The 25296-nt window shown below is 55.8% G+C and carries 22 protein-coding genes and 1 tRNA gene; 10 read left to right on the top strand and 13 right to left on the bottom strand.

The features are described 5' to 3' along the window. Both mug and C1N84_RS02430 read right to left on the bottom strand, forming a co-directional pair. Nucleotides 1-516 (bottom strand): G/U mismatch-specific DNA glycosylase, encoded by a 516-nt coding sequence (mug, locus tag C1N84_RS02435; RefSeq protein ID WP_058771358.1) that lies wholly within the window; start codon nt 514-516, stop codon nt 1-3. Beyond that, entirely contained in the window at nt 513-1100 is a 588-nt protein-coding gene (locus C1N84_RS02430) for a TetR/AcrR family transcriptional regulator (RefSeq protein WP_264441950.1), read from the bottom strand. The genes mug and C1N84_RS02430 overlap by 4 nt, the downstream gene beginning before the upstream one ends. A 137-nt stretch (nt 1101-1237) precedes the next feature. Here C1N84_RS02430 and C1N84_RS02425 point away from each other — a divergent pair, with 137 nt between their 5' ends. From C1N84_RS02425 to C1N84_RS02395, 7 genes are all read left to right on the top strand, one after another. Continuing rightward, on the top strand, nt 1238-2020 hold the full coding sequence (locus C1N84_RS02425; RefSeq protein ID WP_264441949.1) for an SDR family NAD(P)-dependent oxidoreductase: 783 nt from the start codon (nt 1238-1240) through the stop codon (nt 2018-2020). Nucleotides 2021-2219: 199 nt separating this feature from the next. Continuing rightward, nucleotides 2220-2295 (top strand) — tRNA-Ile (locus tag C1N84_RS02420). Nucleotides 2296-2649: 354 nt separating this feature from the next. Then, nucleotides 2650-3837 (top strand): AAA family ATPase, encoded by a 1188-nt coding sequence (locus C1N84_RS02415; RefSeq protein WP_264441948.1) that lies wholly within the window; start codon nt 2650-2652, stop codon nt 3835-3837. Further along, nucleotides 3830-4549 carry an HNH endonuclease gene (locus tag C1N84_RS02410; protein WP_264441947.1) on the top strand — a complete coding sequence of 240 codons (720 nt, stop codon included), beginning with the start codon at nt 3830-3832 and terminating at the stop codon, nt 4547-4549. Before C1N84_RS02415 ends, C1N84_RS02410 begins: the two co-directional genes overlap by 8 nt. 1210 nt (nt 4550-5759) lie before the next feature. Next, on the top strand, nt 5760-6086 hold the full coding sequence (locus C1N84_RS02405; RefSeq protein ID WP_394541708.1) for a HipA domain-containing protein: 327 nt from the start codon (nt 5760-5762) through the stop codon (nt 6084-6086). A gap of 127 nt (nt 6087-6213) precedes the next feature. Beyond that, a complete protein-coding gene (locus tag C1N84_RS02400; protein WP_104188237.1) occupies nt 6214-6747 on the top strand; it encodes a TetR/AcrR family transcriptional regulator in 534 nt (177 codons plus the stop codon). Next, on the top strand, nt 6744-7889 hold the full coding sequence (locus C1N84_RS02395) for an MFS transporter (protein ID WP_264441946.1): 1146 nt from the start codon (nt 6744-6746) through the stop codon (nt 7887-7889). The genes C1N84_RS02400 and C1N84_RS02395 overlap by 4 nt, the downstream gene beginning before the upstream one ends. Here the strand turns inward: C1N84_RS02395 and C1N84_RS02390 are convergent. The 3 genes from C1N84_RS02390 to C1N84_RS02380 are packed head-to-tail and all read right to left on the bottom strand — an operon-like array spanning nt 7886 to nt 13295. Further along, nucleotides 7886-9739 carry a TolC family protein gene (locus tag C1N84_RS02390; protein WP_264441945.1) on the bottom strand — a complete coding sequence of 618 codons (1854 nt, stop codon included), beginning with the start codon at nt 9737-9739 and terminating at the stop codon, nt 7886-7888. The genes C1N84_RS02395 and C1N84_RS02390 overlap by 4 nt on opposite strands. A gap of 5 nt (nt 9740-9744) precedes the next feature. Continuing rightward, nucleotides 9745-10986: an HlyD family type I secretion periplasmic adaptor subunit gene (locus C1N84_RS02385; RefSeq protein WP_058759830.1), complete on the bottom strand. Its 1242-nt coding sequence runs from the start codon at nt 10984-10986 to the stop codon at nt 9745-9747. Then, complete coding sequence (locus C1N84_RS02380) at nt 10983-13295, bottom strand: type I secretion system permease/ATPase (RefSeq protein WP_394541707.1); 2313 nt, start codon at nt 13293-13295, stop codon at nt 10983-10985. The genes C1N84_RS02385 and C1N84_RS02380 overlap by 4 nt, the downstream gene beginning before the upstream one ends. Before the next feature lie 269 nt (nt 13296-13564). On the opposite strand from C1N84_RS02380, the gene ddlA reads away from it, so the two are divergent. After that, nucleotides 13565-14659 carry a D-alanine--D-alanine ligase gene (gene ddlA, locus C1N84_RS02375; protein ID WP_264441944.1) on the top strand — a complete coding sequence of 365 codons (1095 nt, stop codon included), beginning with the start codon at nt 13565-13567 and terminating at the stop codon, nt 14657-14659. A 16-nt stretch (nt 14660-14675) separates the two neighbouring features. Here ddlA and C1N84_RS02370 read toward each other — a convergent pair whose 3' ends face one another. From C1N84_RS02370 to C1N84_RS02355, 4 genes are all read right to left on the bottom strand, one after another. Further along, nucleotides 14676-16100 (bottom strand): GGDEF domain-containing protein, encoded by a 1425-nt coding sequence (locus C1N84_RS02370; protein ID WP_394541706.1) that lies wholly within the window; start codon nt 16098-16100, stop codon nt 14676-14678. Between the two features lie 292 nt (nt 16101-16392). After that, nucleotides 16393-17868 (bottom strand): SulP family inorganic anion transporter, encoded by a 1476-nt coding sequence (locus tag C1N84_RS02365; protein WP_201449178.1) that lies wholly within the window; start codon nt 17866-17868, stop codon nt 16393-16395. Beyond that, the gene (locus C1N84_RS02360; RefSeq protein WP_159378467.1) at nt 17865-18506 is read right to left on the bottom strand and encodes a carbonic anhydrase; all 642 of its coding nucleotides are present in this window, start codon (nt 18504-18506) and stop codon (nt 17865-17867) included. The genes C1N84_RS02365 and C1N84_RS02360 overlap by 4 nt, the downstream gene beginning before the upstream one ends. A 580-nt stretch (nt 18507-19086) precedes the next feature. Continuing rightward, nucleotides 19087-19896, bottom strand: coding sequence for a 5'-nucleotidase, lipoprotein e(P4) family (locus C1N84_RS02355; RefSeq protein ID WP_132464582.1), 810 nt, complete (start codon nt 19894-19896; stop codon nt 19087-19089). 109 nt (nt 19897-20005) lie between these two features. On the opposite strand from C1N84_RS02355, the gene C1N84_RS02350 reads away from it, so the two are divergent. Then, nucleotides 20006-20716: a polyphenol oxidase family protein gene (locus C1N84_RS02350; protein WP_264441942.1), complete on the top strand. Its 711-nt coding sequence runs from the start codon at nt 20006-20008 to the stop codon at nt 20714-20716. A 31-nt stretch (nt 20717-20747) separates the two neighbouring features. Here the strand turns inward: C1N84_RS02350 and C1N84_RS02345 are convergent, their stop codons facing one another. From C1N84_RS02345 to C1N84_RS02330, 4 genes are all read right to left on the bottom strand, one after another. After that, entirely contained in the window at nt 20748-22067 is a 1320-nt protein-coding gene (locus C1N84_RS02345; protein ID WP_058771315.1) for a gluconate:H+ symporter, read from the bottom strand. Between the two features lie 79 nt (nt 22068-22146). Further along, complete coding sequence (gene idnO, locus C1N84_RS02340) at nt 22147-22911, bottom strand: gluconate 5-dehydrogenase (protein ID WP_262257052.1); 765 nt, start codon at nt 22909-22911, stop codon at nt 22147-22149. Between the two features lie 9 nt (nt 22912-22920). Further along, nucleotides 22921-23952: an L-idonate 5-dehydrogenase gene (idnD, locus tag C1N84_RS02335; protein ID WP_262257050.1), complete on the bottom strand. Its 1032-nt coding sequence runs from the start codon at nt 23950-23952 to the stop codon at nt 22921-22923. 169 nt (nt 23953-24121) lie between these two features. Further along, on the bottom strand, nt 24122-24823 hold the full coding sequence (locus tag C1N84_RS02330) for a response regulator transcription factor (RefSeq protein ID WP_058759838.1): 702 nt from the start codon (nt 24821-24823) through the stop codon (nt 24122-24124). Between the two features lie 299 nt (nt 24824-25122). Here C1N84_RS02330 and C1N84_RS02325 point away from each other — a divergent pair, with 299 nt between their 5' ends. Beyond that, nucleotides 25123-25296, top strand: coding sequence for a hypothetical protein (locus C1N84_RS02325; RefSeq protein WP_158252665.1), 174 nt, complete (start codon nt 25123-25125; stop codon nt 25294-25296).

Here is a 25296-nt window from a genome sequence, read left to right as displayed (position 1 = left end):
TCACGCCTTATTCTGTAACCAATCATGAAGCTGGCGATAAGCGGCGACCATCTCTTCCAGCGAAGCGCGGTTTAATCCGCTGGGATTGGGCAGCACCCATAAACGGGTTTCGCCCAGCAGCTGCGGCTGCTCGCCCCATGCCACATTGCGCTGACGAAACGCCTTCTGAAACGCATCCTTACCCAGCACCGCCAGCGCCCGCGGCTGAAAGCGCAGCACCTTTTCCTGCAGACGCGCGCCGCCGTCACGCAGCTCCGCGCCCGCCAGCTCGCTGGCCTGAATGGTGGGGCGCTCTACCAGCATGGTGATGCCGCAGCCGGTCTCCAGCAGCCGCTGTTCCTGCTCCGGCAGCAGCTGTTCGCGGGTAAATCCGGCCTGATGGATCACCTTCCAGAAGCGGTTGCCGGGATGCGCAAAGTGAAAGCCGGTATGCGCCGAGGATTTGCCCGGATTGATGCCGCAAAACAGCACCTGCAAATCGGGCGCGATAATGTCGCGGATGTCGTGATCGCTCATGCTGTCACCAGCCCGGCGCGCAGTTTGACTGCCTGACGCGTCACCTCCAGCATCTGGCGCGCTTCCGCTTCATCGGTGCAGGCACGCGCCAGCGCCAGCGCACCGACCATTTCGGCCTGCATGCTGCTGGCGATACTTTCCGCCTGCGCATGTCCCAGCTGCTGTAGCGCCTGCACCAGCTGGCGCCGCACCGCTTCGCGCTTCGCCGAAAACAGCGCCCGCGCATCCGGCGGTAAATGCGCCACTTCGCTGACCAGCGCCGGTATCGGACAGCCCTCGCCCGGCGCGCCACAGTGCTGGTCCGACAGATAGCGATCGATCCACTGGTTCAGCCGTTCAGCCGGATCCTCCATCGCCAGCACGGCGGCAAAACGCTGCGCCGAGTCGGCAAACATCTCGCTAATCACCGCTTCGACCAGCGCTTCACGCGAGGCAAAGTGCGCATAAAACCCACCGTGCGTCAGGCCAACGCGCTTCATCAGCGCTGCCACGCCAATGCCTTCGGTGCCGCATTCGCGCATCACTACCGCCGCTTCTTCCAGAATGCGCTGCCGCGTGCGCGCCTTATGGCTTAGCTTTTCCATCGGTTGTTACCCTGCTCATCGTTAATGGCAATCAGTGTAATTATTACGATCGTCATATTCCAGCTTGACGATAGATATGATGGTCGTCATATTATCAGCACACCAATATGACGACCATCATACAGAGGGCTTTTCCCATGTCACATCAACTGGCTTTAATCACCGGCGCTTCCAGCGGTATCGGCGCAACTTACGCTAAACAGCTGTCCGCACGCGGCAACGACCTGATTCTGGTGGCGCGCGATGCTGCACGTCTGAGCGCGCTGGCGCAGTCGCTGCACGAAGCGCACGGCGTGGAAGTCAGCGTGCTGGCTGCGGATCTGACGCGCCATGAGGATCTGGCGCGTATTGATAGCGAGCTGCGGAACAATACGCGTATTACCACGCTGATCAACAATGCGGGCATGACGGTGGAAGGCGAGTTTATCGACGCCAGCATCGACCAGACACAAACCATGCTGACACTGAACGTGGTGGCGCTGACGCAGCTCTCTCACACGGCTGCGCAGGTTTTCCGCAGCCGCAACGCGGGCACCATCGTGAACGTGGCGTCGGTACTGGCGCTGGTCAACGAGCAGGCAAACGGGGCCTACAATGCGACGAAAGCTTTTGTGCTCTCGCTGACGCGTAACATGCAGCGTGAGCTGGCGGGCCACAACGTACGCGTGCAGGCGCTGCTGCCGGGCCTGACGCGCACCGAGATCTTTCAGCGCACCGGGCGCTCGGTGGATGACCTGCCGGCAGAGATGGTGATGGAGGTCGACGACTTAGTCGCCGCCGCGCTGCGCGGTCTTGATGACGGCGAAGCGATCACCATTCCTTCGGTAGAAGATATGGGCCTGTGGCAAAGCTTTGAGCAGGCGCGCGGCGCCATCCTGCCGTTTATCTCGCTGAATAAGCCTGCCTCTCGCTATCGCTGAGCCTGCGCATCCTGAGACAAGGCAGCAGCAAGCCTTGTCTCAAAAACACACCAACGCCGAGCGCTTATTGCCCGCATCTGCCAGGGTTCCGGGATTTTTTGCTGTGAGATCAAGGACTCAGTGATTGCGGGAATTTTCACCAACCGATTGAGCAACGCTGGATCGCCCCACCGAGATACTTTATAATCCCCGCTCCGCTGGCCCCTTAGCTCAGTGGTTAGAGCAGGCGACTCATAATCGCTTGGTCGCTGGTTCAAACCCAGCAGGGGCCACCAAATTTAGTGATTTAAATCATGCAGTTAAGCCACCAACGACGGTGGCTTTTTTGTTTCTCATTTCTAAAGTGTCGCAAAATTGTCGCACGCTTTTTTTTACAGTACGTTAGCACCCACTAAACGCCCCAAATCTCACCTCCTACGATTAAACTTCACACTTTCTTTTTTAGGGTTTATCTTAATACCTATGGTTTGACGCAGGGGTTGTAGCTATTTGAGTATGTTTTTTTTACGTGTCATATGAGTTACGCTTTATGAAATCATGCCGAATTATCATTATTAATGAATTGTTAGTAGTTTTTTTCGATGAAAATTTTAGTGATTTAAAAGTCGCTTAAAATAAAAAGGATCGACATGAAAATTGAAAGTATTGAAATAACTAATGTTGGTGGGATTTCACACCTCGTTTTGAGAGAGGTTAACCCACAGATTAATATAATTTGTGGTGAGAATGGTGTTGGTAAAACCAATTTATTAGATTCAATTTGTGCGTGTTTTAGTGAGTGGGACAAAAACGTAGTAAGTAAAAAGTCAGGTTCTGAGATTGGTTCAGTACTACTTACTGCAACACAAGACATAGCACCATTGAAATTCAATCTCAAAGTTGAAATAAAAAGATTTGAACCAAATAATGTAGATTCATATCTCAACCCTAACGCAATTAAAGATAATAAAAATAAAATTCTGTATCTTAAAACAAATAGAAACATCAATTATAAAAAAGTTCCCGCGATAAACTCAGACCCTGATGCTTCTAATCGAGCGAGAAATAATACATCCGGTTTAGATAACCAAGACATTAAGGATTGGTTGTTAAATAGGGTCTTGCATAGCATGCATAAAAATCATTTGACAGATACTCAATTAAAAAACCTCGAGTTATCTAAGAAATGCTTTAGTGTTTTTGACTCCACTTACAGTTTCAGCAGGTTAGATACTAAAAATGAAATATTTATTAATTCACCTAGTGGTGAAATTTATTTTGAATACCTATCCTCTGGGTTCAAATCCAGCATTTTCATTCTCTTAGGTATAATTAAAGAAATAGACTATCGTTATGAAAATAACAGAATAGCTGCAGAGGATTACGAGGGGCTCATTTTAATTGATGAAATAGAATTGCATTTACATCCAGAATGGCAAGGCCGAATTTGTTCTATATTAAAAGAAATATTCCCTAAAGCTCAGTTTTTTATTACAACTCACAGCCCTCATGTAGTTCAGACAGCCGCTTACGGTGAAGTTATTGCTTTAGAGAAAATTAATGGTAATGTTATAAAAAGGCCGCTTCCAACTTCAAGATATGGTTATCAGGGTTGGACTATCGAAGAAATACTTGAAGATATAATGGGGATGCAAGACTTAAGGACTAAAAACTTTAATTTTGCGAAGAGCTTATTCGATATTGCCCTCGAGAACGAAGATAAAGTCGAAGCGACAAAAGCTTATCAAGAACTAGATAAAATGCTTCATCCTCAGCATCCCCTCCGACCTGTATTTGAAATTCAACTTAATCAGATTCAGGATGGTAGAAATGATTAAACTTGAAAGAGGAGTGAAGCCAAAATTTCTTACAGACTCAAAAGTCAAAGAATTAACTGAAAAGTTCAAAAAAGATAATACTAAGACTGTTTGGAAGGCGCGATCAATTGGAGGTAGCCTTTTAGAAAGCAGTGCTTATAAATGTGCATATTGCGAGTGCGAATTGCAAATTAAAGATTCATATATGCAAGTTGAACATTTCAAAGATAAAGATAGATACCAAGATGACGTGGTTAATTGGGATAATCTTCTTCCTTCATGTCAACGGTGCAATGGTAAAAAAGGGACGCTTGATGTTATTGTTAACCCAATTATTAATCCTTATGAAGATAAGCCTAAGCTTCACTTAAAGCAGCAAGCGTTCAGGCTATACGGCAAAGATACTAAGGGAAAGACTACTATAAAAGAACTACATCTTAATGATGACAGAAGAGTTGTTTACCCAAGATTTTTAGCATCAAATGAAATTACTAGGCAGTTAGCAGAGTTAGCTAATAACACGCATGATTTAACTGCTTTAAGAAATGCGATAGCTAATTTGTTAGAGTCGTGCCAATCAGATAAACCTTATTCTGCTTTTGTTTCTTTTGCGTTGCATTCTAATCAAGATTACGCTGACCTAAAAACCATATTAGAAAGTCAATCTAAATGGGATCATGAAATGAATGAATTACATAATAAATCACTAGCTTTGTTTTTAGAACCTAGATAGAGATTTAGTTTATGTGTATTTTTTCAACCCACCCTATTGCGGTGGGTTTATTTTTCAGTATTCGATAGTCACTTAAATCATACAAATTGCCAGCCTTACTTGACTTCATCGGTCATCCAACACATTACGCGTGGCTAGTGAATCTAAGTGCAATAAAAACCAGAGAGTACTGTTATAAAGACTTTGAAAAAGCAACCAGCCATCAATAGTTAACTATAAAATCTTTATTTGATGATATAAGGGCAGCTCATTGGAATGTGAATAAGCTGCTTGCCAAGCCTCACTTTCATTCTCAAATGGTTCATTTGCAACGGGTAACCATTCCAGTTTACCATTTTCAACTTTTTTGAATCTTACATCCCAGTAATCACCCCGTGGCCAAAGCACGTACCTGTTGTGTGGCCCCAATGCTTCATTCCAGATCGCATCTTAAGTTAGTTTTCACCTCGCGACATGAACAAAAAAAGTCCGCCGTTGATGGAAATCCTCTTCATTCTGTTGCCCTCTTACAAAACTAACAACTGTATATAATAACAGAAATTTGCTTTCATGCTTTTCAGTTGCCCCTAGCGCTCTGAAATTCCCCAACTCCTTGCCAAAGCTGGATTTTTTGGATAATAACTTTCCACCAACTGAGATCCATTTAAGATCCAATGCGCGACGCAATATATAAATTACCCTTTAATTTCATGATCATACATTTTTATTTAGATCCATCGGTGATGCATAAAAACTGAAAAGTCCTGAAATTCCTTTCAAAGTTTTCAGTTGCGGAACTCCGACAGAAAGCCAGAAGCAGCGCGCTCAGCCGTATCGGTTTGTAGAAAAATAAAACTGAAAAATTTTTATGATGCAAAACCCGCAGGCGGGTGCGATGTAGCGCCGTTTTAGTCGGTGAGACTTTTATTTTGTCGGGCTGTGGCTGCACCAGCGCCACGCTGTGCGGGTGATCCATTTGAGGGTAATACGTCGAATGGTTGCGTCTGTGCGGCGCTCTGAAGGCGTTCTGTGCGGTCTGGTGACAGGCATAAAAAAACCCGCTGAGTTAGCGGGCTAAAAGTGATGGTGATTAACCTATGGCGGGCGAGTATTTCGCGGCCAGCGCCGTGGCCTGCGTGGCACACTGTCCGATTGCGGCACTGTTGGTTGGCTGCCCGGTAGACGGGTGCGTGAGGCCGCTAATAGCACGGCCCGGCTTTGGGCATTCGGCATGCTGATCGGCAATACCGACATGCACGCCGGTAACCTGTCATTCATCAGTCGCCATGGCCGTCCTTATCACCTCGCGCCAGCTTACGACATTCTGCCGATGGGCTTTGCGCCCAGAGCGGGCGGCGCCATCGTGAATACGCTGCGGCCTGCGTCCCTGCCGGAAGTGGTCAGCAGCGATATATGGCGGGAAGCGCTGGCTTTGGCGGAGGAATTTTTGTCTCTGGCGAACAGTTGCGATGGCTTCTCCGATCATTTTGTGCCCTGCCTAGCCGCGTTACAACAGCATCTGGATGAGGCCCGATCGCGCATCGCCCGACTGGGCTAAGCGCGTTTCCTGATTGATAATTTCTTCAAAGCTGCATCCTCGAAACAGGCGGTGATTAACCGCCTCGCACCCGTTTTTCGCTCCCGCAACTTTGCAAAAGTAAAACGATCGGTTTACTTTTTAAGGTATGCGTAAAAAACAACACATCCTGAACGCTGCCGAGCGGCTGTTCTACAACAACGGTTTTCATGCCACCAGCACCGATTACATTTGCCGTGAGGCGAAGGTCTCCACGCGTACGCTCTATCAGCACTTTCCGTCGCGCGAGCGGTTAACTGCCGCGGTGATGACCGCGCGCCGGCAGCGCTTTGCCGATTTATTGTCAGAGCCAGACGATCCGGTAGCCATCAGCCAGCTGTTTTCGGTGCTGGAACAGTGGATGCAGGCGGAAGGATCGCTCGGCTGCTTTTTTGCCAAAGCGTACGGTGAGTATGCGGAGCAGGATGCTGAGCTGGCGGCGCAGGCGCTGGATTATCGCTACTGGCAGCGCGGCTACATCCGTGCCTGCGTGGCGCACTCGCACAGAAATTCGCCGTCAGCGCTGGCCGATGCCATCTGGATACTGTTTGAAGGGGCGATTATGGCCGGGTTGGTTGACGGTCCGCAGGCCGCGGTCACTGCGCGTCTGGCGGCTGAGCAACTGATGGCGAATACGCCATGAAAGCTTCACTCCGCCTGACGCTAAGCGGCTTTATGCTGATCGCCGTGACCTACGGACTGGCACGTTTTGCCTGGGGAATGATGATGCCGCAGGTGGCGCAGCAGATCAGCTTCAGCCCGCGCGCATCGGGCATGCTGGCCGCCTGCAGCTATCTGGCTTACTGCCTGGCCACGCCCGGCGCCACGCTGCTGCTGGCGCGCTGGGGCGTGCGCAGCACCGCCATACTGGCAGCGCTGACGGCTATGTTCGGCTTACTGCTGCTGGCCGCTGCCAGCAGCGCATGGCTGATTGCCGGTGGGCTGCTTATCGCCGGTCTCGGTGCCGGACTGGCTTCGCCGGCGCTCGCCAGTGCCGTGAGCCGGCAAATTGACGCGTCGCGGCAAACCGCCGCTAATACGCTCATCAACGCCGGCACCGGCGCGGGCATTATTGTGTCAGTGCCCATTTTTATGCTGATGCCCGGCGGCTGGCGCGCGGCCTGCTGCTGTTTTGCCGCGCTGGCGTTAATCAGCCTGTTGCTGGCACGCTATTGCCTGCCCGCCGGTCGTGCCGATCCACCGGGATCGCCGGTTGGCTGGCGCGATCGGCTGCACAATCATGCGCTGCAGCGGGTGATTATCATCGCTTTTCTTAGCGGTGTCGCCAGCGCGGCGTGGTGGTGTTTTGGACCGGATGTGTTACGCCAGCACAGCCACCTGAACGAGAGCCACGCCAGTATGCTGTGGCTGGTTAGCGGCGCGGCCGGCATTCTCGGCGCGCTGACCGGCCCGCTGGCACGCTGCATCGGTATGCGTCAGGTATACTGGCTGGCGCAGCTGGCGATGGCCGTTCCGCTGCTATTGCTGGCGGCACTCACCCACTTTAGCTACTGGCTGGTACCGGCGGCGGCACTGTGCGGCGCGGGATATGTCACGCTGTCGGGTATTCTGCTGGTTGCGGGTGCCGCCGCCACGCCACAGAATGCGGCCTCTGGCGTGGCGGCGGCGTTTCTGACGCTGGCGATTGGGCAAATTGTCGGGGCGATACTCTTTGCGCAGATCTACAGCAGCAGCGCCGCCACAGCCCTGCTGCCGTTCGCTGCCATCCCGGTTGCGCTGCTGTTTCTGATACCGGCTAACCCGCCACAGCGCGCTGACGCTTAACGTCCGGTGGTGAGCCAGCGGCTGAGGATGCCGGCACTGGAGTAGCCGCGAATGATCGCCGCGTAGCTGTCAAAGCGATTGCTCACTTCGCTCACCTGGTTGTTATACAGATCGCTCTCGGCGCTCAGGACATCCAGCAGCGAGCGGCGTCCGAGGTGATACCACTGATCGAAAAAGTCTTTGCGGATGCGGTCAGACTCGACAATCAGACTCTTATACAGCGCGGCGCGATCGGCCATGGAGTGTGCATCCTGGCTGGCGGCGCGCACGCGATTTTCCAGATCACGTCGCTGCTCCTGTACCTGCTGACGGCTGGCTTCGGCGCGTTTAATCGCCGCAATCTCCTGCGCGTTGGTTGAACCACCGCGGAACAGGCCCCAGCTAACGTTGATGCCGGTTTGCCACGCCTGCTGGCGACCGAGCTGATCCTCACGCGTGCTTTTGGTTACCGTCCAGTTGAGTTTTGGCAGGCCGGAAGCTTTAATCGCCTCCGCTTCTTTAAACCCCGCTCGCGTTTCCGCGCTGGCGCGCAGGATCAGCGGATGATAATCCAGGCTGGCCAGCTGACGATTGAGATCGCCAAAATTCATCGCCCAGCGATCGCTGGCTGGCAGCGTCACGCGACTGTTGCCCATCAGGCGGTTCAGCGTGATCTCGACATCGCGCGCGCGCGACTCGGCATTCTCCAGATAGCTCTGCGCCTGCAGCAATCGGCCTTTGGCCTGCGTCAGCTCGCTGCGGCGGCCTGTATCCGACTGCACAATGCCGCTCAGCATGGTAGTCAGTTCGGTCATGCGCGCCACGTACTGCTGGCTGATGGCAATGATCCGCTGCTGCTTGTTCCACTCAATCAGCGCGTTGCTGACCTGCATCGCCAGCTCTTCACGCTGCGCCTGCGCCGCCTGCTGCGCCGAGGTCACGCGCTCTTCGCGGCTCTCGATGGTGCGGCTGGTCTGACCGAAATCAATCAGGTTGGTCGCCATCGACACGCCGAGCGCCGGCACGTTGCTCTGACTACCGTCGCTTTTTACCCCGCCACCAAACTCTTTGGTCGCCGAGCTGGCGCTGACATCCAGCTGCGGCCAGCGCTGCCCTTTCGCCTCATCCACGCTGGCGGCGGCGGCATCGGTCTGCGCCACGGACGATTTCAGCGCCGGGCTGATGCGCCAGGTGATGCGCGCGGCCGAGAGGAATTTCTGCCGCAGCTCGGATTCAGCCACGGTTTCATCCACCGCGCCGCTCAGGCTGACCGGTGAACGCGCCACGGCGGCATCGGCGGCAGTGGTTCTGGTTTCCGCTACTGGCGGACTGACATAACTGAACTCGCTCTGTGCTTTTACTTCTGCTTCATTCACCGGCACCGGCGCAGGCTGCTGTGGGTTGAAAGTGCGTACCGATTTCAGCAGCGGATTCGTCTGCCTGGGTTCCGGCTGGCGCTGCTCCTCCGTCAGAAAACCGCCGCCCTGTACCGGCTGCACTGGCGGTGGTGCAATCGGCGCTGCTGGCGCTGGGGCCGGTGAAGGTGCCGGCGCTGGTGCCGGCTGAGCGCGTGGCGCGGCGACCGGTGGTGCAACCGGCGCGGCCTGAGGTTGCGTAAACATCGGTTGCGGTGCCGGCGCGGTTGCAAAGCGCTGGGCTGGCGCAACGGGCACGCGCTGTACCGGCACGCTGCGTACCGGTGCCGCAGCGGGGGCGGCCGGGCGATGTCCGCTCATCTCGGCAAACATCATCAGTTCACTGGTCGAATCGGCCATTACGCTGATGGCCGGAGCCATCATGACCGTAATGCAACCGGCAAGCAAAGAGAGGCGCCGCGCCGCTGCGCGACGGTGCATATTATTATTTTTCATGGTTATTAACGCTCGCGGAAGGCTTCTTTCGCCTTAAGTACCGGCTTCAGCAGGTAATCAAGGATGGTTTTCTCGCCGGTGCGGATTTCCACCGTGGCCACCATGCCGGGAATGATCGGCAGATCTTTATTGCCTGCGTGCAGCGTGCTTTTATCGGTGAGGATCAACACGCGGTAATAAGTGTCATCCGGGCGGCCGGAAGCGGCTTTCTGATCGTCTTTCAGCGTATCCGGACTGATGTATTCCACATGGCCATCCAGTCCACCGTAGATGGCGAAGTCGTAGGCGGTGATTTTCACTTTGGCCGGCAGCCCCGGACGCAGGAAGGCGACATCAGAAGGACGGATTTTCCCCTCCACCAGCAGTTGCTCTTCCAGCGGCACGATTTCCAGGATGTGCTCACCGGGCTGAATGACGCCGCCGATGGTGTTGACGCGCACGTTTTTCACCGTGCCGCGCACCGGTGCGGTAATGGTGGTGCGCTCGACCACGTCCGCGCGGCCAATCAGGTTTTCGCTTACCTGGCTGAGCTCCAGCTCCAGCCGCGCCAGTTCGGTGTTGGCATCAGACTGGTAACGGTTACGCCGCTCGACAATCTGCGCCTGGATGTCGTTCGCCTGGCGCTGCATGCGCAGCAGTTCAACCTCAGACAGTAATCCTTTCGCCGCCAGCGGCTCCGCCAGGCGAATTTCACGCATCGACAGGGCATAGCTGCGCTGCAGTGAGTTAATGCTGTCGTTCAGCGCGCGCTTGCGTGATTCATAGGCTTTGGTCTCCTGCGCAACCACGGCGGGATCGCTCTTCACCTGCTCGTCAAACGTCAGCGGCTGCGCGTAGGCTTCGGCACGCAGACGCGCAATGCTGCCCTTCAGGCCAATCACCTTGCTCAGCGCCTCACGATAGCTTGATTGCGCACGCGTCGGATCGATTTTCAGCAGGACGTCGCCCCGGTTGACCACCGTGCCTTCACGCACGTTCATTTCGGCGAGAATGCCACCTTCCAGACTCTGAATCACCTGCTCGCGGCTGCGGGAAATCACTTTTCCGTCGCCTTTGGTGATCTCCTCTACCCGCGCATAGTTTGCCCAGGTGAGACCGATGCCAATCACCGCGATGATGATCCACATCACCAGTTTCGATCCCGGCGTGGTTTGCGACAGCAGGGACGCCTGCACGTCATTCATGAATTCGGCATCCGCAGCTGAGAGATTTTTGCTGCGGCTGCGCCATGGCATTAACTTGATCATACTGCGGCCTCCTCTGCCGCGGCGACGGCGGGCTCTGACGTTGCCGAAGCATCGTTAGCCGGCGCGGGTGCGCGCGCCGCCTGCTCTACCGCCTGACGCGGCGGCTGGCGGGTTTTACCTTTACCTTCCAGCGCGGCCAGCACCTGCTCTTTCGGGCCATCCGCGACAATTTTTCCTTCCTCAACCACGATGATGCGGTCGACCAGCGCCAGAATTGACGGACGATGCGTCACGACGATCAGCGTGTGGCCTTCGCTGGCGCGACGCAGATGCGCAAGGAACTGGCTTTCGGTCATGCTGTCCATGGCGCTGGTCGGTTCATCCATCAGCAGCACTTTGGGCCGCGTCAGCAGGGTTCGCGCCAGCGACACTAACTGACGCTGACCGCCCGACAGCCCTTCACCGCCCTCACCGACCGACAGGTTGATGCCGCTCGGATGGCGCGCCGCCACGTGATCGAGACCGGTCAGATTCAGCACACGCAGCAGTTCATTCGCGGTGGCATCCGGCCGGCCAATCATCACGTTCTCGCGCAGCGTGCCGTAGAACAGGCGCGCATCCTGGCTGACGAAGCCCACTGCTTTGCGCCAGTCGGCCGGATCGATCTGGTTAACATCGAGTCCGTCGGCGGAGATCTGCCCTTTCACCGGCTGATACAGACGCGCCATCACGCGTAACAGCGTCGATTTACCGCTACCGATGCGGCCAAGAATCGCCACGCGCTCACCGGCCTTAATGGTCAGCGAGATATCTTTGAGGATTTCCGGATTGGGCTTCATCGGCGGTGCCGGATAGGAGAAGCTGACATTGCTCAGCGAGATCTCGCCGGTCAGCGGCGGATCGGTCAGGTAGGTTTTGCTGCTGTCGCGATCGACCGGCATCTTCATCAGCTTATTCAGCGAGGTCAGCGCCGCTTTGGCCTGCTGATAACGCACCGCCAGACCAATCACCTGACCCAGCGGGCCAGTGGCGCGGCTGGCCAGCATCACGGTGGCGATCATCGCACCCATGGTGAAGGTGCCAGCGTTGATCAGATAAACCCCGGCCACCACCAGCATCACGGTCTGAAACTGCTGCAGAAAGGTCACCACGCCGGTTGCCAGCGTCGAATAGCGTTTTGACTTCATTGAGTTAGCCGACTGCAGCGCGCTGAAGTTCTCCCAGCGGCGCTGCATATGCGCTTCACCGCCCACGGCTTTCAGCGTTTCCATGCCTTCAACCGACTCAATCAGCACGCCCTGTTTCAGCGACGCATCGCGCAGATTCTCTTTCATGATGCGCGCCAGCGGCCACTGGATCGCGGCGCTGACGATGATGATCAGCGGGATCATCATCAACGGAATAATCGCCAGCGGACCGCTGATAAAGAAGATCACGCCGACGAACATCAGGATAAACGGCAGATCCGAAATCGCCGCCAGCGTCGCCGAAGCAACAAAATCGCGCACCGATTCGTATTCACGGATCTGGTTGGCGAAAGTGCCTGATGAGGCCGGCTTGTGCTCCATCTGGATCGACAACGCCTGACGGAACAGCATGCTGCCCAGCACCAGGTCGGCCTTTTTGCCCGCCATGTCCAGCAGATGCGCCCGCACAAAGCGGGTAATGGCTTCGAAGATCATGGCGATGGTGACGCCAATCGCCAGCGACCACAGCGTAACAAACGCCTGGTTCGGCACCACGCGATCGTAGACGTTCATGGTGAAGAAGATGCTGGAAAGTGCCAGTACGTTGATCAGCACGGCGGCGATGGCGGCGCTGCGGTAGTAACGGCGGTAGCGCCACAGGGTGCTGAACAGCCAGTGACCTTTGACCTCCGGCAGCATTTCACTGGCGCGCTCATCCAGTACCGCCGCCGGTTTCGCCATCACCGCAAAGCCGGCGTAAATCTCGTTGAGCTCCGCCAGGCTCATCTCCACCGCTTTATCACTCACCTCCGGCATGATCAGCTGGAAGCGCAGCTCGCGCTGATTGTCCTCATTGGTGTGAATGCGCCGCGACAGCACAATGCAGCCGCCGCCGTTCTGCCGCAGCAGTATCATCGGCATCAGCTGCTCGGGCAGATCCTGCAGGCGGCGTTCGACCATGCCGCCGGTAATGCCAGCGTTCTCCAGAGCGGTCATCGCCTGCGACGGCGACAGCAGCGTCGCTTTTGGCAGACCGGCGACCAGCGCCTCTTCACTCTTCTCGCGTTTGTAGTGTTTGCAAATCCACGCCACGCTTTTTAACAGCGTGTCATCCACGGTGGTTTCGATACGAGCAACAGAACGCGCATCCTGCTCCACGGCATTCTGCTTCTGGTCCATCATTTCCCGACTCCTGTAAACCTGACAAAAAACGGTGGACGCATCGTCCACCGCAGACTTTTCTTTGAATTGGGAAAATTCTGACAGAAGGCAGCTTTCAGGCCGTCCAAGACTTGTCTCAAACGGTGGAGAATATTTATGAATAAAGCGGAGAAAGCCCGACTGAATGCGGTCTGGCGACCGATCGATTGCAGAATAATCGCGGCGCTGTTGAGCGCTGTCCTGGGCGTGTTATCTTAGCTGCTCGCTTTACTGCAACCGGACAAAGAGCAATGGCAAAACAGCGGGTAGGTATCGTATTTGGCGGCAAGTCGGCCGAACATGAAGTGTCGTTACAGTCGGCCAAAAATATTCTTGAGGCGATCGATAAAAACAAATACGACGTGGTCCTGCTGGGGATCGACAAACAGGGCGAGTGGCATCTCAATGACGCTTCAGGCTTTCTGCTCAACGCCGACAATCCGGCGCTGATTGCCCTGAACCGCTCCGGTGAAAACGTGGCGCTGGTGCCCGGCAGCCGCGCGGAACAGCTGATTACGCGGCAGCAGGCGCAGCCACTGTCGCAGCTGGATGTCATCTTCCCGATTGTGCACGGCACGCTGGGCGAAGATGGCTCGCTGCAGGGACTGCTGCGCATGGCCAATCTGCCGTTTGTCGGGTCGGATGTGCTGGGCTCCGCGGTCAGCATGGACAAAGATTTCACTAAACGCCTGTTGCGCGATGCCGGCCTGAAAGTGGCACCGTGGCTGAGCGTCACCCAGACGCAGCGCGCAGCGCTGGATGTGCAGGCGGTGATCGCGCGCTTTGGCCTGCCACTGTTTATCAAGCCAGCCAATCAGGGATCATCCGTTGGGGTGAGCAAAGTGACGCAGCCGGACGAATTCGACGCGGCGCTGGATCTGGCGTTCCGCTTTGACCGCAAGGTGCTGATTGAACAGGGCATCAGCGGCCGTGAGATTGAGTGTGCGGTGCTGGGTAACGAGGCGCCAGAAGCCAGCCCGTGCGGTGAAATTGTGGTGCACGACGCCTTCTACTCGTATGACACCAAATATATCAGCAAGAGCGGCGCGCAGGTGGTGGTACCGGCTGACATCAGTGCGGAAGCCAGCGAGGCCATTCGGGCTGTAGCGATTACCGCGTTTCAGGCGCTGGAGTGCTTTTGCATGGCGCGCGTCGATGTGTTCCTCACCGAAACGGGCGACATTATTGTCAACGAAGTGAATACTTTACCCGGCTTCACCAACATCAGCATGTATCCCAAACTGTGGCAGGCGGCCGGCCTGAGCTACAGCGATCTGATTACCCGCCTGATTGAGCTGGCGCAGCAGCGGCATCAGCAATCCAGCCAGCTGAAAAGCAGCGTGTAACCTGCGATGGCGTGGCTCAGGCCACGTCATGCGCCATGCTGCGCGGCGCGATTGCCGGTGAGGTCTGATTGCGGCCGTTGCGCTTGGCAACGTAAAGGTGTTTATCAGCCGCTGACACCAGCCGGTTGATTACCCCCGGCCATTCACGTTCGTTAACCGCACCGCCGCGCGCCAGGCCGAGGCTGACCGTCACGGTCACGGTGTTGCCCTGAATCCAGAACTTCTCTTTCACCATTGCCTGACGAATCACTTCAGCCAGCTGAAACAGCTGGCTGTGGGTGTAATCAAACACCACCACCACGAATTCTTCGCCGCCAAAGCGGCACACCAGGCCACGACTGCCGACCACGTGCTGAATACGACGCGCAATCTCCTCCAGCACGCTATCGCCGGCATCATGGCCGAAATTGTCATTAATGGCTTTGAAGTAGTCGACATCCAGCATAATCACGCCGGCCTCACGCTGCAGGGAAAACGGCTGCTGACGCAGGTTTTCATACAGGCCGGAGCGCGAAAGTAGCTGGGTGAGGAAATCATAATTGGCGCGCAATGCCAGGCGATGGTTAAGCTGGCGAATGGCGTCCATGCTCACCGCCACCAGCAGCGGGCTGAGCGCTACGGTGGCCACACCGAGCCGTGCGGAAGTGAGATGGCTGATGGGCAGCAGCGAATCATCGCCCTGAATATTCATCACGCCGTGCGAGACCAGCACGATCTCGGTGATGCCGGTGAACAGAATCACCAGGCTGGTGATCGGAATCGGCAGAACAATGGCACACCAGATCAGCGCCGGCACCGGGAAAGTCAGACTGCCCGCGCCACCAATCAGCGCCCCCACCGTGAGCGACAGCGCCACGGCGAGCAGCGGCAGCAGCCTGGCCGGGTGTACCAGCGTCCGCAGCGGCACGCTGCGCAACGGACGCGTCAGCATCACCGGCAGCAGCATCAGCGAGGTGGAGAACTGCTCGCTGAACCAGTCGGCCCACGCCACCACAAAGCGCGCGTTGAAGTCGATATCCTGCGCCCACGCACCCCAGGTGGCACACGCTGCCGCGCCGAGCAGGCACGCCGGAAAGATGCGCATGGCGTTGAACACCTGGCTGTTTGCGGTTGGCGATTGCAGATGCTTAATCAGCATGCTGACTGACACCAGGATAAACAGGATATTGGCAAAATTAATCGTCACCGCTGGCAGTGCCCAGCCGGAAAAAACCGTATCGTTGAAAATCATGGCGGCAAAACACACCAGATAACTGGAGGTGGTGTGTAAAAACGGGTTGCGCACCATCAACCCGGCGATAAGGGCATTCACTGGCCAGAACAGGGAAAACTCTTCGGGAATACGCAGGTGGCTGCCAATAAAGCAGAAGAACAGCGTAATAAGACACAGCGAAAGAGCATTCTTTTTAACATTATTCTCTTCAAACAGCTTAACGCGCATACGTCTGAACCTTGTAACCTGAAATCGCTGCCATCCGTCGCTGGCATCAGCAATCATTTAACCTGAAAAATCCGTGCGATAATTCGCTAATTAAACCGGTGTTCGTCGCCCTGCTCTGCGACTGAGCGGCGCTCACTCTGCCATGAAAGCCAGAGACGAGCTACCAGCCCTGCCAAAAGGGAGTGAAACAGGCAGGCGCTGTGATCGGCAATTATGCCGTATAAATAAAAAAATCGGATATCCGGGATATCCGATTCTGGCGAAAAAAACTGCATGACTGCGCGCGGGAACGTTATTTCACCGCCACCGGCCACTGGCTCAGCCGGATGCCGCGCTCACCGGCGCTATCCCCGAAATCCTGCAGCACCGCTTTCACGTCCGGATCCATATACTCGGCGTTATCGTGATCGACAATCACCACGCTATTTTCCGGGATCTCCGCCAGCAGCCCCTGCAACTTCGGGTTGTGCATAAAGGTCAGGTTTTGCTGAAAGCGCAGCACGTAATGGTCGTCATAGCGGGTAAGTTGCAGCGCGTTGCGATGGCTTTGGTAGATGCTGCACAGAATCTGCGTCGCGATACCGATACCAATCCCGGCCAGCATGCCAAACACAATGATACCGCCGATGGTGGCAAGAAACGGCACGTACTGCTGCGCGCCCATGCGAATCTGTTCGACGAACAGGCGCGGCGTTGCCAGCTTATAGCCGGTATACAGCAGCACCGCCGCCAGGCTGGCGAGCGGAATCGCGTTAAGCAGAGCGCTGAACCACAAGCCACAAATCAGCAGCAGCACGCCGTGCAGCAGAATCGACAGTTTGGTTTGGGCACCAACGCTGACGTTGACCGAACTGCGCACAATCACCGCGGTAATAGGCATCGCACCGAGCAAGCCGGCGGTCAGGTTACCGATGCCCTGCGCGAACATCTCTTTATTCGGTGACGGCGCCGGGTGCTGCGGACGCAGTTTTTTCAGCGCCTCCTGGCTGAGCAGCGTTTCAAGGCTGGCCACCAGCGCCAGCGTAATCGCTACCACCCACACCGACGGATTCTGCCACGCCAGCCAGTCAGGGGTTTCCAGCTCCGCCACCAGCGCCGACATACTGTCAAACGCCGGCAGAACGATACGCGGCAGGCCTTCGCCGAGGCTGGGAAACAGGCGATCGCCCAACACCGTGGCGAGGCAACCAAACAGCACCGCCACCAGCGGTCCGGGCATCCAGCTCAGCGCTTTAACCGCTTTGATCGCGGGCGTGGTCCATAGCCACAGAATCAGCAGCCCGCTACCGGCCACCAGCATTGCGCTGAGCGAAAACGAAAACTCCCCGCTGACCAGCGACAGCAGACCGGCATCGCTTGCTGCGCCCAGCGCCACCGGAATCTGCTGCATAATCAATAGCAGGCCAATGGCCGCGAGCATCCCTTTGATGACGCTGCCTGGCACCAGTGAGATAAAACGACCGGCGCGCAGCAGGCCGAGCATGCACTGCAGCACGCCAGCCAGAATCAGCGCGGTGAGAAACGCGGAAAAGCTGCCGAGCGTCTGGATTGAGGCCACAACAATGGTCACCAGCCCCGCCGCCGGGCCGCTCACGGCAAAGCGCGAGGGACTGAGCGCGGTAACCAGCAGACCGCCGATCACTCCGGTGAGCAGACCGGCAAAGGGCGGCAGACCGCTGGCCTGCGCGATGCCCAGACACAGTGGCAGCGCCACCAGAAACACCACCAGACCAGCAGGAATATCCTGACGAAGCGTTTGCAGATTCATGATGAGGGTTCCTCTGACGATTGCTGGATTAACTCTTTCAGATGGCCGGACTGCAGGTCATACACGCAGCCAAATACATCCAGCTGCTGTCCGGCCTGCCAGGCCTGTTGCACCGGCTCGCAGCGCACCAGCTGGCTAAACTGGGCGATGACATTGGCTTCAACCAGCTGGTTAAGCTTACTGCTCTCCTCTTCCTGCGCGGGACTGGCGTGGTAGGCCACCAGCCCGTGCTGCAACGCGCGGCGCAGCGCGGCAATGCGCCGGGCAAGCGCCGAATCCTCCTGCGCTAACGGGCTGGCAGGCAGACCCAGCGCCGCCTGCACGCCGCCGCAACCGTAGTGACCGCACAGCACAATGCGCTCGACGCCGAGATAAAAAATCGCGTACTGCAGTACGCTGAGAAAGTTGTCATCGTCCGGTAGCACCATATTGGCGATGTTGCGGTGCACGAATAGCTCGCCCGGATGCGAGCCGGTCAGCACTTCTGCCGGTACGCGACTGTCGGAACAGCCAATCCACAGGGAGTGGGGTTTCTGCTGATGCAGATATTGTTCAAAGTAATCTGGATTACGCTCGCGGCGCTGGAGTGCCCAACTGCGATTTTTCGCTAATAAGGGTTTAAGGGTCGTCACAATTATCTTCTCTCTGTATCCGCAAATAGCGCTTCCGGGCAAATAAATGCATGGCGCAGCACGGTTTTAGCGTTCTGTGGCAGGTGAATACGGCGCTTTCTCACAGAAATTGGTTATAGACGCTTATGAATTTATTTGCACCAGGAATATTTCAGCCAGGCAGAAGAAGCGACCTTATGTAAAATAAGTGTCAGCAAATGTCATGGCAAAGTAAGTTAATGCAAGTGACGCAAAAAGAGAGTCCCTTATTAAAAATCAATATAATCAGATTATTAAAATTAATTTTTAAAACGCCTTTCGGATGCGCTGACAAATATATACACGTAAAACTTTTGCGCCTTTACGCTGGTATGGTGGATTATGCTCTGCTCGCTGAGAAAAATCCTAATTACTAAATTTATGAATAGTGTTATCAGCTGGTTTTAACGTTATTTGCGATGATATTTCACTGAAGGCGGCGGAAGGATTAAGTAAGAGATCGGGAAAATGATAAGCAGAATAATAATTACAAAGAAACGTAAATATCACTGGCGCTGACTGCCTGCGATAAGCGCCCGCCAGGGCAGGCGCTATTTCGCTTGACGAATTATTTACCGTTCCAGGCTTTCATGCGGGATTCACGCACCTGCAGCTGCTGTTCCGGGGTTAACTTATTGTAGTTTTCAGCCATGCCGCTCTCCCAGTCGCCGTACAGTGGATTTGGCAGCACAATGAACTGGGTGCCAAAACGCTGATGGTTGAGCGTGACAAACTGCTGGCGCTGCGCGTTGCCCTGATGCCAGGTGGCACCGCCGAAGTCATTCAGGTTATCGCCGATGTACAGCACCACGTTGTAGCCGGCGTTTTTAATCGCGTCGAAACGCGCCTGTTTGTTGGAGTTGCCGGTGCTGAGACGCACGGTTTTGTCGCTTACGCCGCTGAAGCCCAGCTTGTTGAGGTTATCGACCGTGGCCGCGTAGTCTTTCTGATCGCGGTTCGAGACGTAGAACATGGTGCCGCCGTGGCTATTCACGTAGTTGGCAAATTCGACGGCACCGGGCACCGAGGTCGCCTGGCGCGCCTGCGTCCACGCTGACCAGGTTTTACCGGAGAACGGCTGGCCGTTTTTTGCCTGCCACGCGCTGTAGGCGCTGTTATCGATCATGGTTTCATCCAGATCAACAATCACCGCTTTGGGTTTGCCGGTGAGCGAAGGGGCGCTATCGAACGCCATGCGTGCCGTGTTGAACGCCTGCCAGCTCAGCGCCTGATACTCGCCAGACTGCTGGAACCAGTTGACTGCCAGCACTGACTGCTGACCGAGTTGCTGCTGAGCCTGCTGTTTTTGCGGTTGGGCACAGCCGGTGAGCGTCAGGGCAATCAAGCCTGCCGCGGCCAGCCAGGAGGTGTTTTTCATCATGTCGTCCTTAAGTGATTATGGTCAGTTTTTGTAAAGCTTTAAAAATGTAGCAGTTAACGTAAGCTGTGGGCAGAGGAAAACCGGGGTCAGGTCACAGGAGACACTTATGGATAATCGCGGGCCGCGCTCGGCGCTGCTGGAGAGTCAACGCTGGCTGGAGTATGCCTTTCAGCCTGCCGGTCAGCCGGCACCGGCCGCTGCGGCGTACGGACAGCAGCGGCACAGCGCAAAAGTGGTGCTGGCCGGGCAAAACCGGCCGCCGAAAAGTTGTGAATCCGATGGGGTGATCAGTGACGATCATCAGCCGGTTGCGGTTTACACCGCTGACTGTCTGCCGGTGCTGTTTGCCGATGTGAAAACGCATCAGGTGGCGGCGGTACATGCCGGCTTGCAGGGTACGCTCGGCGGCGTGCTGAGCAGTGCCCTCGATCAGCTGCTGGCGGGTGGCGCGACACCGGCATCCCTGCTGGTGGCGATCGGTCCGGCAATCGGCCCGTGCTGCTATGAGCTGGGCGTTGATCGCATCGCACAGATGCAGCAGCGCCCGGACCTGCCGGCGCTAAGCTGGTCACAGCAACAGCCGCATAATCCGCAGGCAATCCGACCTCAGGCGCGGGGGCATCATCAGGGAGTATGGTTTGATTTGCCTCAGCTGGCGCAGGACCTGCTGTTACAGCGCGGCATCCCGGCGGCGCAGATTGATCGCGTGGCGGTGTGTACTTATTGCATGGCGGAGGCGGGATCGAGCTATCGTTATAACACCCATTTTGACAGCGGCTATCAGTCACGTTTCTCGTGGATTCGCCGCCGCGCGTAAGCACGCTTCACCTCCCTGTGAAGCGCGGGCCTTAGTGAATGATGGCGTTGAGCGCCAGCACACCGGCGAGGCCGAGGATGGAGATCAGCGTTTCCATTACCGTCCAGGTTTTCAGCGTTTCAACCACGCTCAGGTTGAAATAGCCTTTGAACAGCCAGAAACCCGGATCGTTCACGTGCGAGGCGATCACGCTACCCGAACCAACGGCCAGCACCATCAGCGCCGGATCGGTATGGGTGGCGGCAATGATCGGCGTCACGATGCCGGCGGTGGTGATCGCCGCGACGGTGGCCGATCCCAGCGCGATGCGCAGCATTGCCGCCACCGTCCAGCACATCAGCAGCGGTGACAGCGACGATCCTTTCATCAGATCGGCAATGTAATTACCGACACCGCTATCTACCAGCACCTGCTTAAAGGCGCCGCCGCCGGCAATGATAAAGACGATCATGGCGATGGCGGCAATCGAATCGCCACACATATCCATCACCTGCTCCATTTTGCGCCCGTTACGCAGACCGAGGGTGAACACCGCAATTACCACGGCGATAAACAGCGCCACCGCCGGGTTGCCGATAAATTCAAAGAACTGGCGCAGCGCATTCTCTTTCGGCATCGTCAGTTCGCAAACTGCCGCAATCGCCATCAAAACCACCGGAATCACTGCAGCAAAGATGCTGATAAAGAAGCCCGGCATCTCCTCTTCGGTGAAAATTTTAGGGTTATACAGCCCTTCCGGCGGCGACTTTTCGAAGCTTTTGAGGAATTTTGAGAAGATCGGGCCGGCAATGATCACCGTCGGGATGGTAATGATTAAGCCGTACAGCAGCGTGGTGCCGAGATTGGCACCAAAGATGGTGGCAATGGCGGTTGGACCGGGATGCGGCGGCAGGAAGCAGTGCGTCACCGACAGCGCTGCCACCATCGGCACGCCGACGTACAGCAGCGGCAGTCCGGCTGCCGCCACGATGGTGAACACCAGCGGCAGCAGCAGCACAAAACCGACTTCATAGAACATCGCCAGACCGACGATCAGTCCGGTGACCACCAGCGCCCACTGCAGCCGCTGTTTACCGAACGCGGCAATCAGCGTGGTGGCCACCCGCTGGGCAGCGCCGGTATCGGACACCAGCCGCCCGAGCATGGCACCAAAGCCGAGGATCATCGCCAGGCCGCCAAGCGTGGAACCAATACCTTTCTGAATCGAGGCCATCACATTGAGCGGCGTCATGCCTTCGGCGATACCTACCACCGCCGAGACAAACACCAACGCAATGAAGCCGTTGACCTTGAAGACAATCATCAGAACCAGCAGCAGTATCACACCCAGCACAATTATGGTTATTGGCATTTTTTATTATCCTTAGGAATACAGAGGGGTGTTTAAGGTTTAGGCGCGCGCCGGCAATTACGCCAGCCGCGCCACGCCATTACACGGCGACGCGCATACCGCCATCAACAAACAGCAGATGGCCATTGACGAAATCAGATGCGCCCGACGCCAGGAACACCGCCGCGCCAATCAGCTCTTCCGGCTTGCCCCAGCGCGCAGCCGGCGTACGTTTGGTCAGCCAGCCGGTGAAGGCCGGATCGTCAGCCAGCGTCTGGGTCATCTCGGTGACGAAATAGCCCGGCGCAATGGCGTTAACCTGAATATTGTGGCGTGCCAGCTCCACGCACATGCCGCGCGTCAGCATGGTGACCGCGCCCTTGGAGGCGGCATAGGGCGTGATGGTGTCGCGGCCCAGTTCGCTCTGCATTGAGCCGATGTTGATGATTTTTCCGCGCTGACGCTGCACCATTCTTTTCGCCACGGTTTGTGACACCAGAAACACCGCTGTCTGGTTGACGGCAATCACGTCGTTCCAGTCCTGCTCGGGAAACTCGAGAAACGGCCGGCGGCGCTGAATGCCGGCATTGTTCACCAGGATATCAATCGCGCCCCACTGACTTTCAATCTCCTCCACCGCCTGCTGAACCTGCGCCGACTGCGTGACGTCAAAGGCCTTCGCCCGTGCGTGATAACCCAGCTCGCGCAGTTTCGCCGCGCCCTGCTCTGCGCCGCACTCGGTGGTGGCGTTGATGATCACCTCCGCGCCCGCCTCCGCCAGACCGCGCGCCAGCAGAAAACCGATGCCGCGCGCCGAACCGGTGAGCAGCACACGCTTGCCCGCCAGGGAAAATAGCTGACTCATACTGACTCCTTAAAACGTTAACTGGACTTTCGCCGCCCGGGTTTTATCACCGGCAAACTGCAGCGCCGCGTCGATATCCTGTAAGTCATACTCGCCGCTGAACAGCGGCAGCGGATTGACCACGCCGCCTGCCAGCCAGTCAACCGCCGTGTTGAATTCGTGGGTGAAACGGAAAGAACCGACCAGATTGATCTCTTTGGCGATCAGCATCATCAGCGGGAAATCCGGAATCGTACCGCCCATGCCAACCTGTACCAGCGTGCCTTTGGCGCACACCACGTCGAGACAGCGCTGCAGCGAAGATGGATGGCCGGAAGCCTCGAAAGCGACATCGAAGAAGCCTTTATCTGCAAGGTAAGGCATGAAATCACCGTCAGCAGCGTGGATCACCCCGGTCGCGCCCATCTGCTGCGCCAGGCTGAGCGAGCGTTCGCTGATATCGCTGCAAATAATCTCTGCAGCTCCACGGGCTTTGGCAGCGGCGGCAATCAGACAGCCAATCGGCCCGACGCCGGAAATGAACACGGTTTTGCCGCTCAGATCGCCCGCCTGCTGCGTGGCGTGGATGCACACGGCCAGCGGTTCAGCAAACACCATTACGCTGTCATCGGCCTCCTGCGGAAACGGCACGCACTGCACGCTATCGACCACCTTGTATTGCGTGAAGCCGCCATCCACGTGTGGCAGATACATGGCGCTGCCGAAAAAGCGCATTGAGGTGCACTGATTTTGCTGCTCGCGCAGACAGTATTTACAACTGCCGCACGGCTTTGAGGGATTGACCGCCACTTTTTGATTGGGCTGGAGCTGCGGATCGTCGCTCTCCACCACGTAGCCGATCACTTCATGGCCGAGGATCATCGGCATCTTCACTTCAAAGCTGCCGACTTTACCTTCCTGATAGTAGTGCAGATCGGACCCGCAGATGCCGCCGCGCGTGATGCGCACCAGCGTGCCGGTGCCGTCCCACTGCACCTGTTGCTGTGCGACGCTGACCTGTTTTTTGCCGGTAATGACGCAGGATTGCGTTTCAATGTTCATCGTAGCCCCTTCAGTGCTGTAGCAATGGGGGCTATCACAGCGGGATACGGCCGGCGAAACTGTGACGAACATCACTCAAAGCGATGTTACAAAACGGCTGTTACCGGGAACGTGATGCAGAGAGGCGGAAAAGCAGACGGCGGCCATCCCTGACCGCCTTAAAGAAGGATTAGCTGCCCGACATCAGGTCGTGGCTGTATTTGAACAATTCCGAATCTGAGCGCAGGCCGAGCTTTTTCAGCGCCGACTGCTTTTGTCCGCTGACGGTTTTGCGGCTGCGTTTAAACTTCACGGCAATTTGCGACACGCTGAGCCCATCCAGAAAACAGCGCACCACTTCTACTTCGCGCGGGCTGAGGGTTTTGACCTTCTCATACATATTGCCTTTGCTGGAGAGATCGAGGTTTTCGTTGATGGCGTCTTCATTCATCACGTAGAGGTTTTCCACCTCGTACGCCACTTCCTGTGACAGGAATAGCCGCCCCTGCGCCACCTGACGAATCGCCTGGACGATCTCCTGCATATTGTGGCTTTTTCCAATAAAGCCCTTAACGCCGGCGCTCAGCACCATTTTGACAATCGCCGGACTCTCCATGGACGATGAGATCAATATCTTTTGCTGCGGATAGTGATTTCGCAGCTGTTTCACCAGGGCCAGGCCATCCAGTTCCCGCTCGCCCAGCAAAAAGTCCAGCACCAGCACATCCACCGTAGTGCTGCGCAGCTGACTAAACAATTCATTACTTGAAGACCAGGTCCCGACCAGATGAATATCGGGTTCGTGTTTCAGGCATAACTCGAAAACGGTACGAACCATCGGGTGATCATCAAGGACAGCGACACGCACCTGTTTATTATGTGCATATACCATTCTTTTATTCCTTTATTACAGTCTCAATTTTGTCCAGTACTGATAACCACACCAGTGAAAATGACCTGAAAGTATGCGCTGACCGCTGCCGGGAAAATCGCTTGCAACGGTTTAAACCAAACGTCACCAGGTTAACAAAAATTAGAATTTTGCTTACGCGTTTAACTTATTACCGCTAATTAAAAGGTAGTTTTACCAGATGAATGGACAGCAGCGGTTAGCGGCCCCGGAAAAACTGCGAAAATTCTGACGTAACTCTGCGAATGGACCACATAAGAATTGTCTTGAAAGGTCATTTTATGGATAAACCGTTGAAATATTTGAAATCAAAGCAAAAGCAATATCTAAAAAAAACCACGGATGTTAATAATAAGTTAAACATTCGAGAATGGTCGCAAAATATCCTTAATGCGGCATTAGATCAGGCAGGCGGGAAAAATCTCTTTATACTCCTTTTCCCTTATCGGCATTAA

The organism is Pantoea sp. SGAir0418 (assembly GCF_043529865.1).
Note: the sequence above shows the minus strand (reverse complement) of the source record. Positions and strands in the feature narration are given on the sequence as shown.

What these genes read in the sequence shown, in the direction of transcription:
- C1N84_RS02325 (WP_158252665.1), top strand. Translation starts at nt 25,123, where the DNA reads ATGGATAAACCGTTGAAATATTTGAAATCAAAGCAAAAGCAATATCTA.
- C1N84_RS02355 (WP_132464582.1), bottom strand. Translation starts at nt 19,896, where the DNA reads ATGAAAAACACCTCCTGGCTGGCCGCGGCAGGCTTGATTGCCCTGACG.
- idnD (WP_262257050.1), bottom strand. Translation starts at nt 23,952, where the DNA reads ATGAACATTGAAACGCAATCCTGCGTCATTACCGGCAAAAAACAGGTC.
- idnO (WP_262257052.1), bottom strand. Translation starts at nt 22,911, where the DNA reads ATGAGTCAGCTATTTTCCCTGGCGGGCAAGCGTGTGCTGCTCACCGGT.
- C1N84_RS02330 (WP_058759838.1), bottom strand. Translation starts at nt 24,823, where the DNA reads ATGGTATATGCACATAATAAACAGGTGCGTGTCGCTGTCCTTGATGAT.
- mug (WP_058771358.1), bottom strand. Translation starts at nt 516, where the DNA reads ATGAGCGATCACGACATCCGCGACATTATCGCGCCCGATTTGCAGGTG.
- C1N84_RS02410 (WP_264441947.1), top strand. Translation starts at nt 3,830, where the DNA reads ATGATTAAACTTGAAAGAGGAGTGAAGCCAAAATTTCTTACAGACTCA.
- C1N84_RS02365 (WP_201449178.1), bottom strand. Translation starts at nt 17,868, where the DNA reads ATGAATCTGCAAACGCTTCGTCAGGATATTCCTGCTGGTCTGGTGGTG.
- C1N84_RS02380 (WP_394541707.1), bottom strand. Translation starts at nt 13,295, where the DNA reads ATGATGGACCAGAAGCAGAATGCCGTGGAGCAGGATGCGCGTTCTGTT.
- C1N84_RS02390 (WP_264441945.1), bottom strand. Translation starts at nt 9,739, where the DNA reads ATGAAAAATAATAATATGCACCGTCGCGCAGCGGCGCGGCGCCTCTCT.
- C1N84_RS02415 (WP_264441948.1), top strand. Translation starts at nt 2,650, where the DNA reads ATGAAAATTGAAAGTATTGAAATAACTAATGTTGGTGGGATTTCACAC.
- ddlA (WP_264441944.1), top strand. Translation starts at nt 13,565, where the DNA reads ATGGCAAAACAGCGGGTAGGTATCGTATTTGGCGGCAAGTCGGCCGAA.
- C1N84_RS02395 (WP_264441946.1), top strand. Translation starts at nt 6,744, where the DNA reads ATGAAAGCTTCACTCCGCCTGACGCTAAGCGGCTTTATGCTGATCGCC.
- C1N84_RS02345 (WP_058771315.1), bottom strand. Translation starts at nt 22,067, where the DNA reads ATGCCAATAACCATAATTGTGCTGGGTGTGATACTGCTGCTGGTTCTG.
- C1N84_RS02425 (WP_264441949.1), top strand. Translation starts at nt 1,238, where the DNA reads ATGTCACATCAACTGGCTTTAATCACCGGCGCTTCCAGCGGTATCGGC.
- C1N84_RS02405 (WP_394541708.1), top strand. Translation starts at nt 5,760, where the DNA reads ATGCTGATCGGCAATACCGACATGCACGCCGGTAACCTGTCATTCATC.
- C1N84_RS02385 (WP_058759830.1), bottom strand. Translation starts at nt 10,986, where the DNA reads ATGATCAAGTTAATGCCATGGCGCAGCCGCAGCAAAAATCTCTCAGCT.
- C1N84_RS02370 (WP_394541706.1), bottom strand. Translation starts at nt 16,100, where the DNA reads ATGCGCGTTAAGCTGTTTGAAGAGAATAATGTTAAAAAGAATGCTCTT.
- C1N84_RS02430 (WP_264441950.1), bottom strand. Translation starts at nt 1,100, where the DNA reads ATGGAAAAGCTAAGCCATAAGGCGCGCACGCGGCAGCGCATTCTGGAA.
- C1N84_RS02400 (WP_104188237.1), top strand. Translation starts at nt 6,214, where the DNA reads ATGCGTAAAAAACAACACATCCTGAACGCTGCCGAGCGGCTGTTCTAC.
- C1N84_RS02350 (WP_264441942.1), top strand. Translation starts at nt 20,006, where the DNA reads ATGGATAATCGCGGGCCGCGCTCGGCGCTGCTGGAGAGTCAACGCTGG.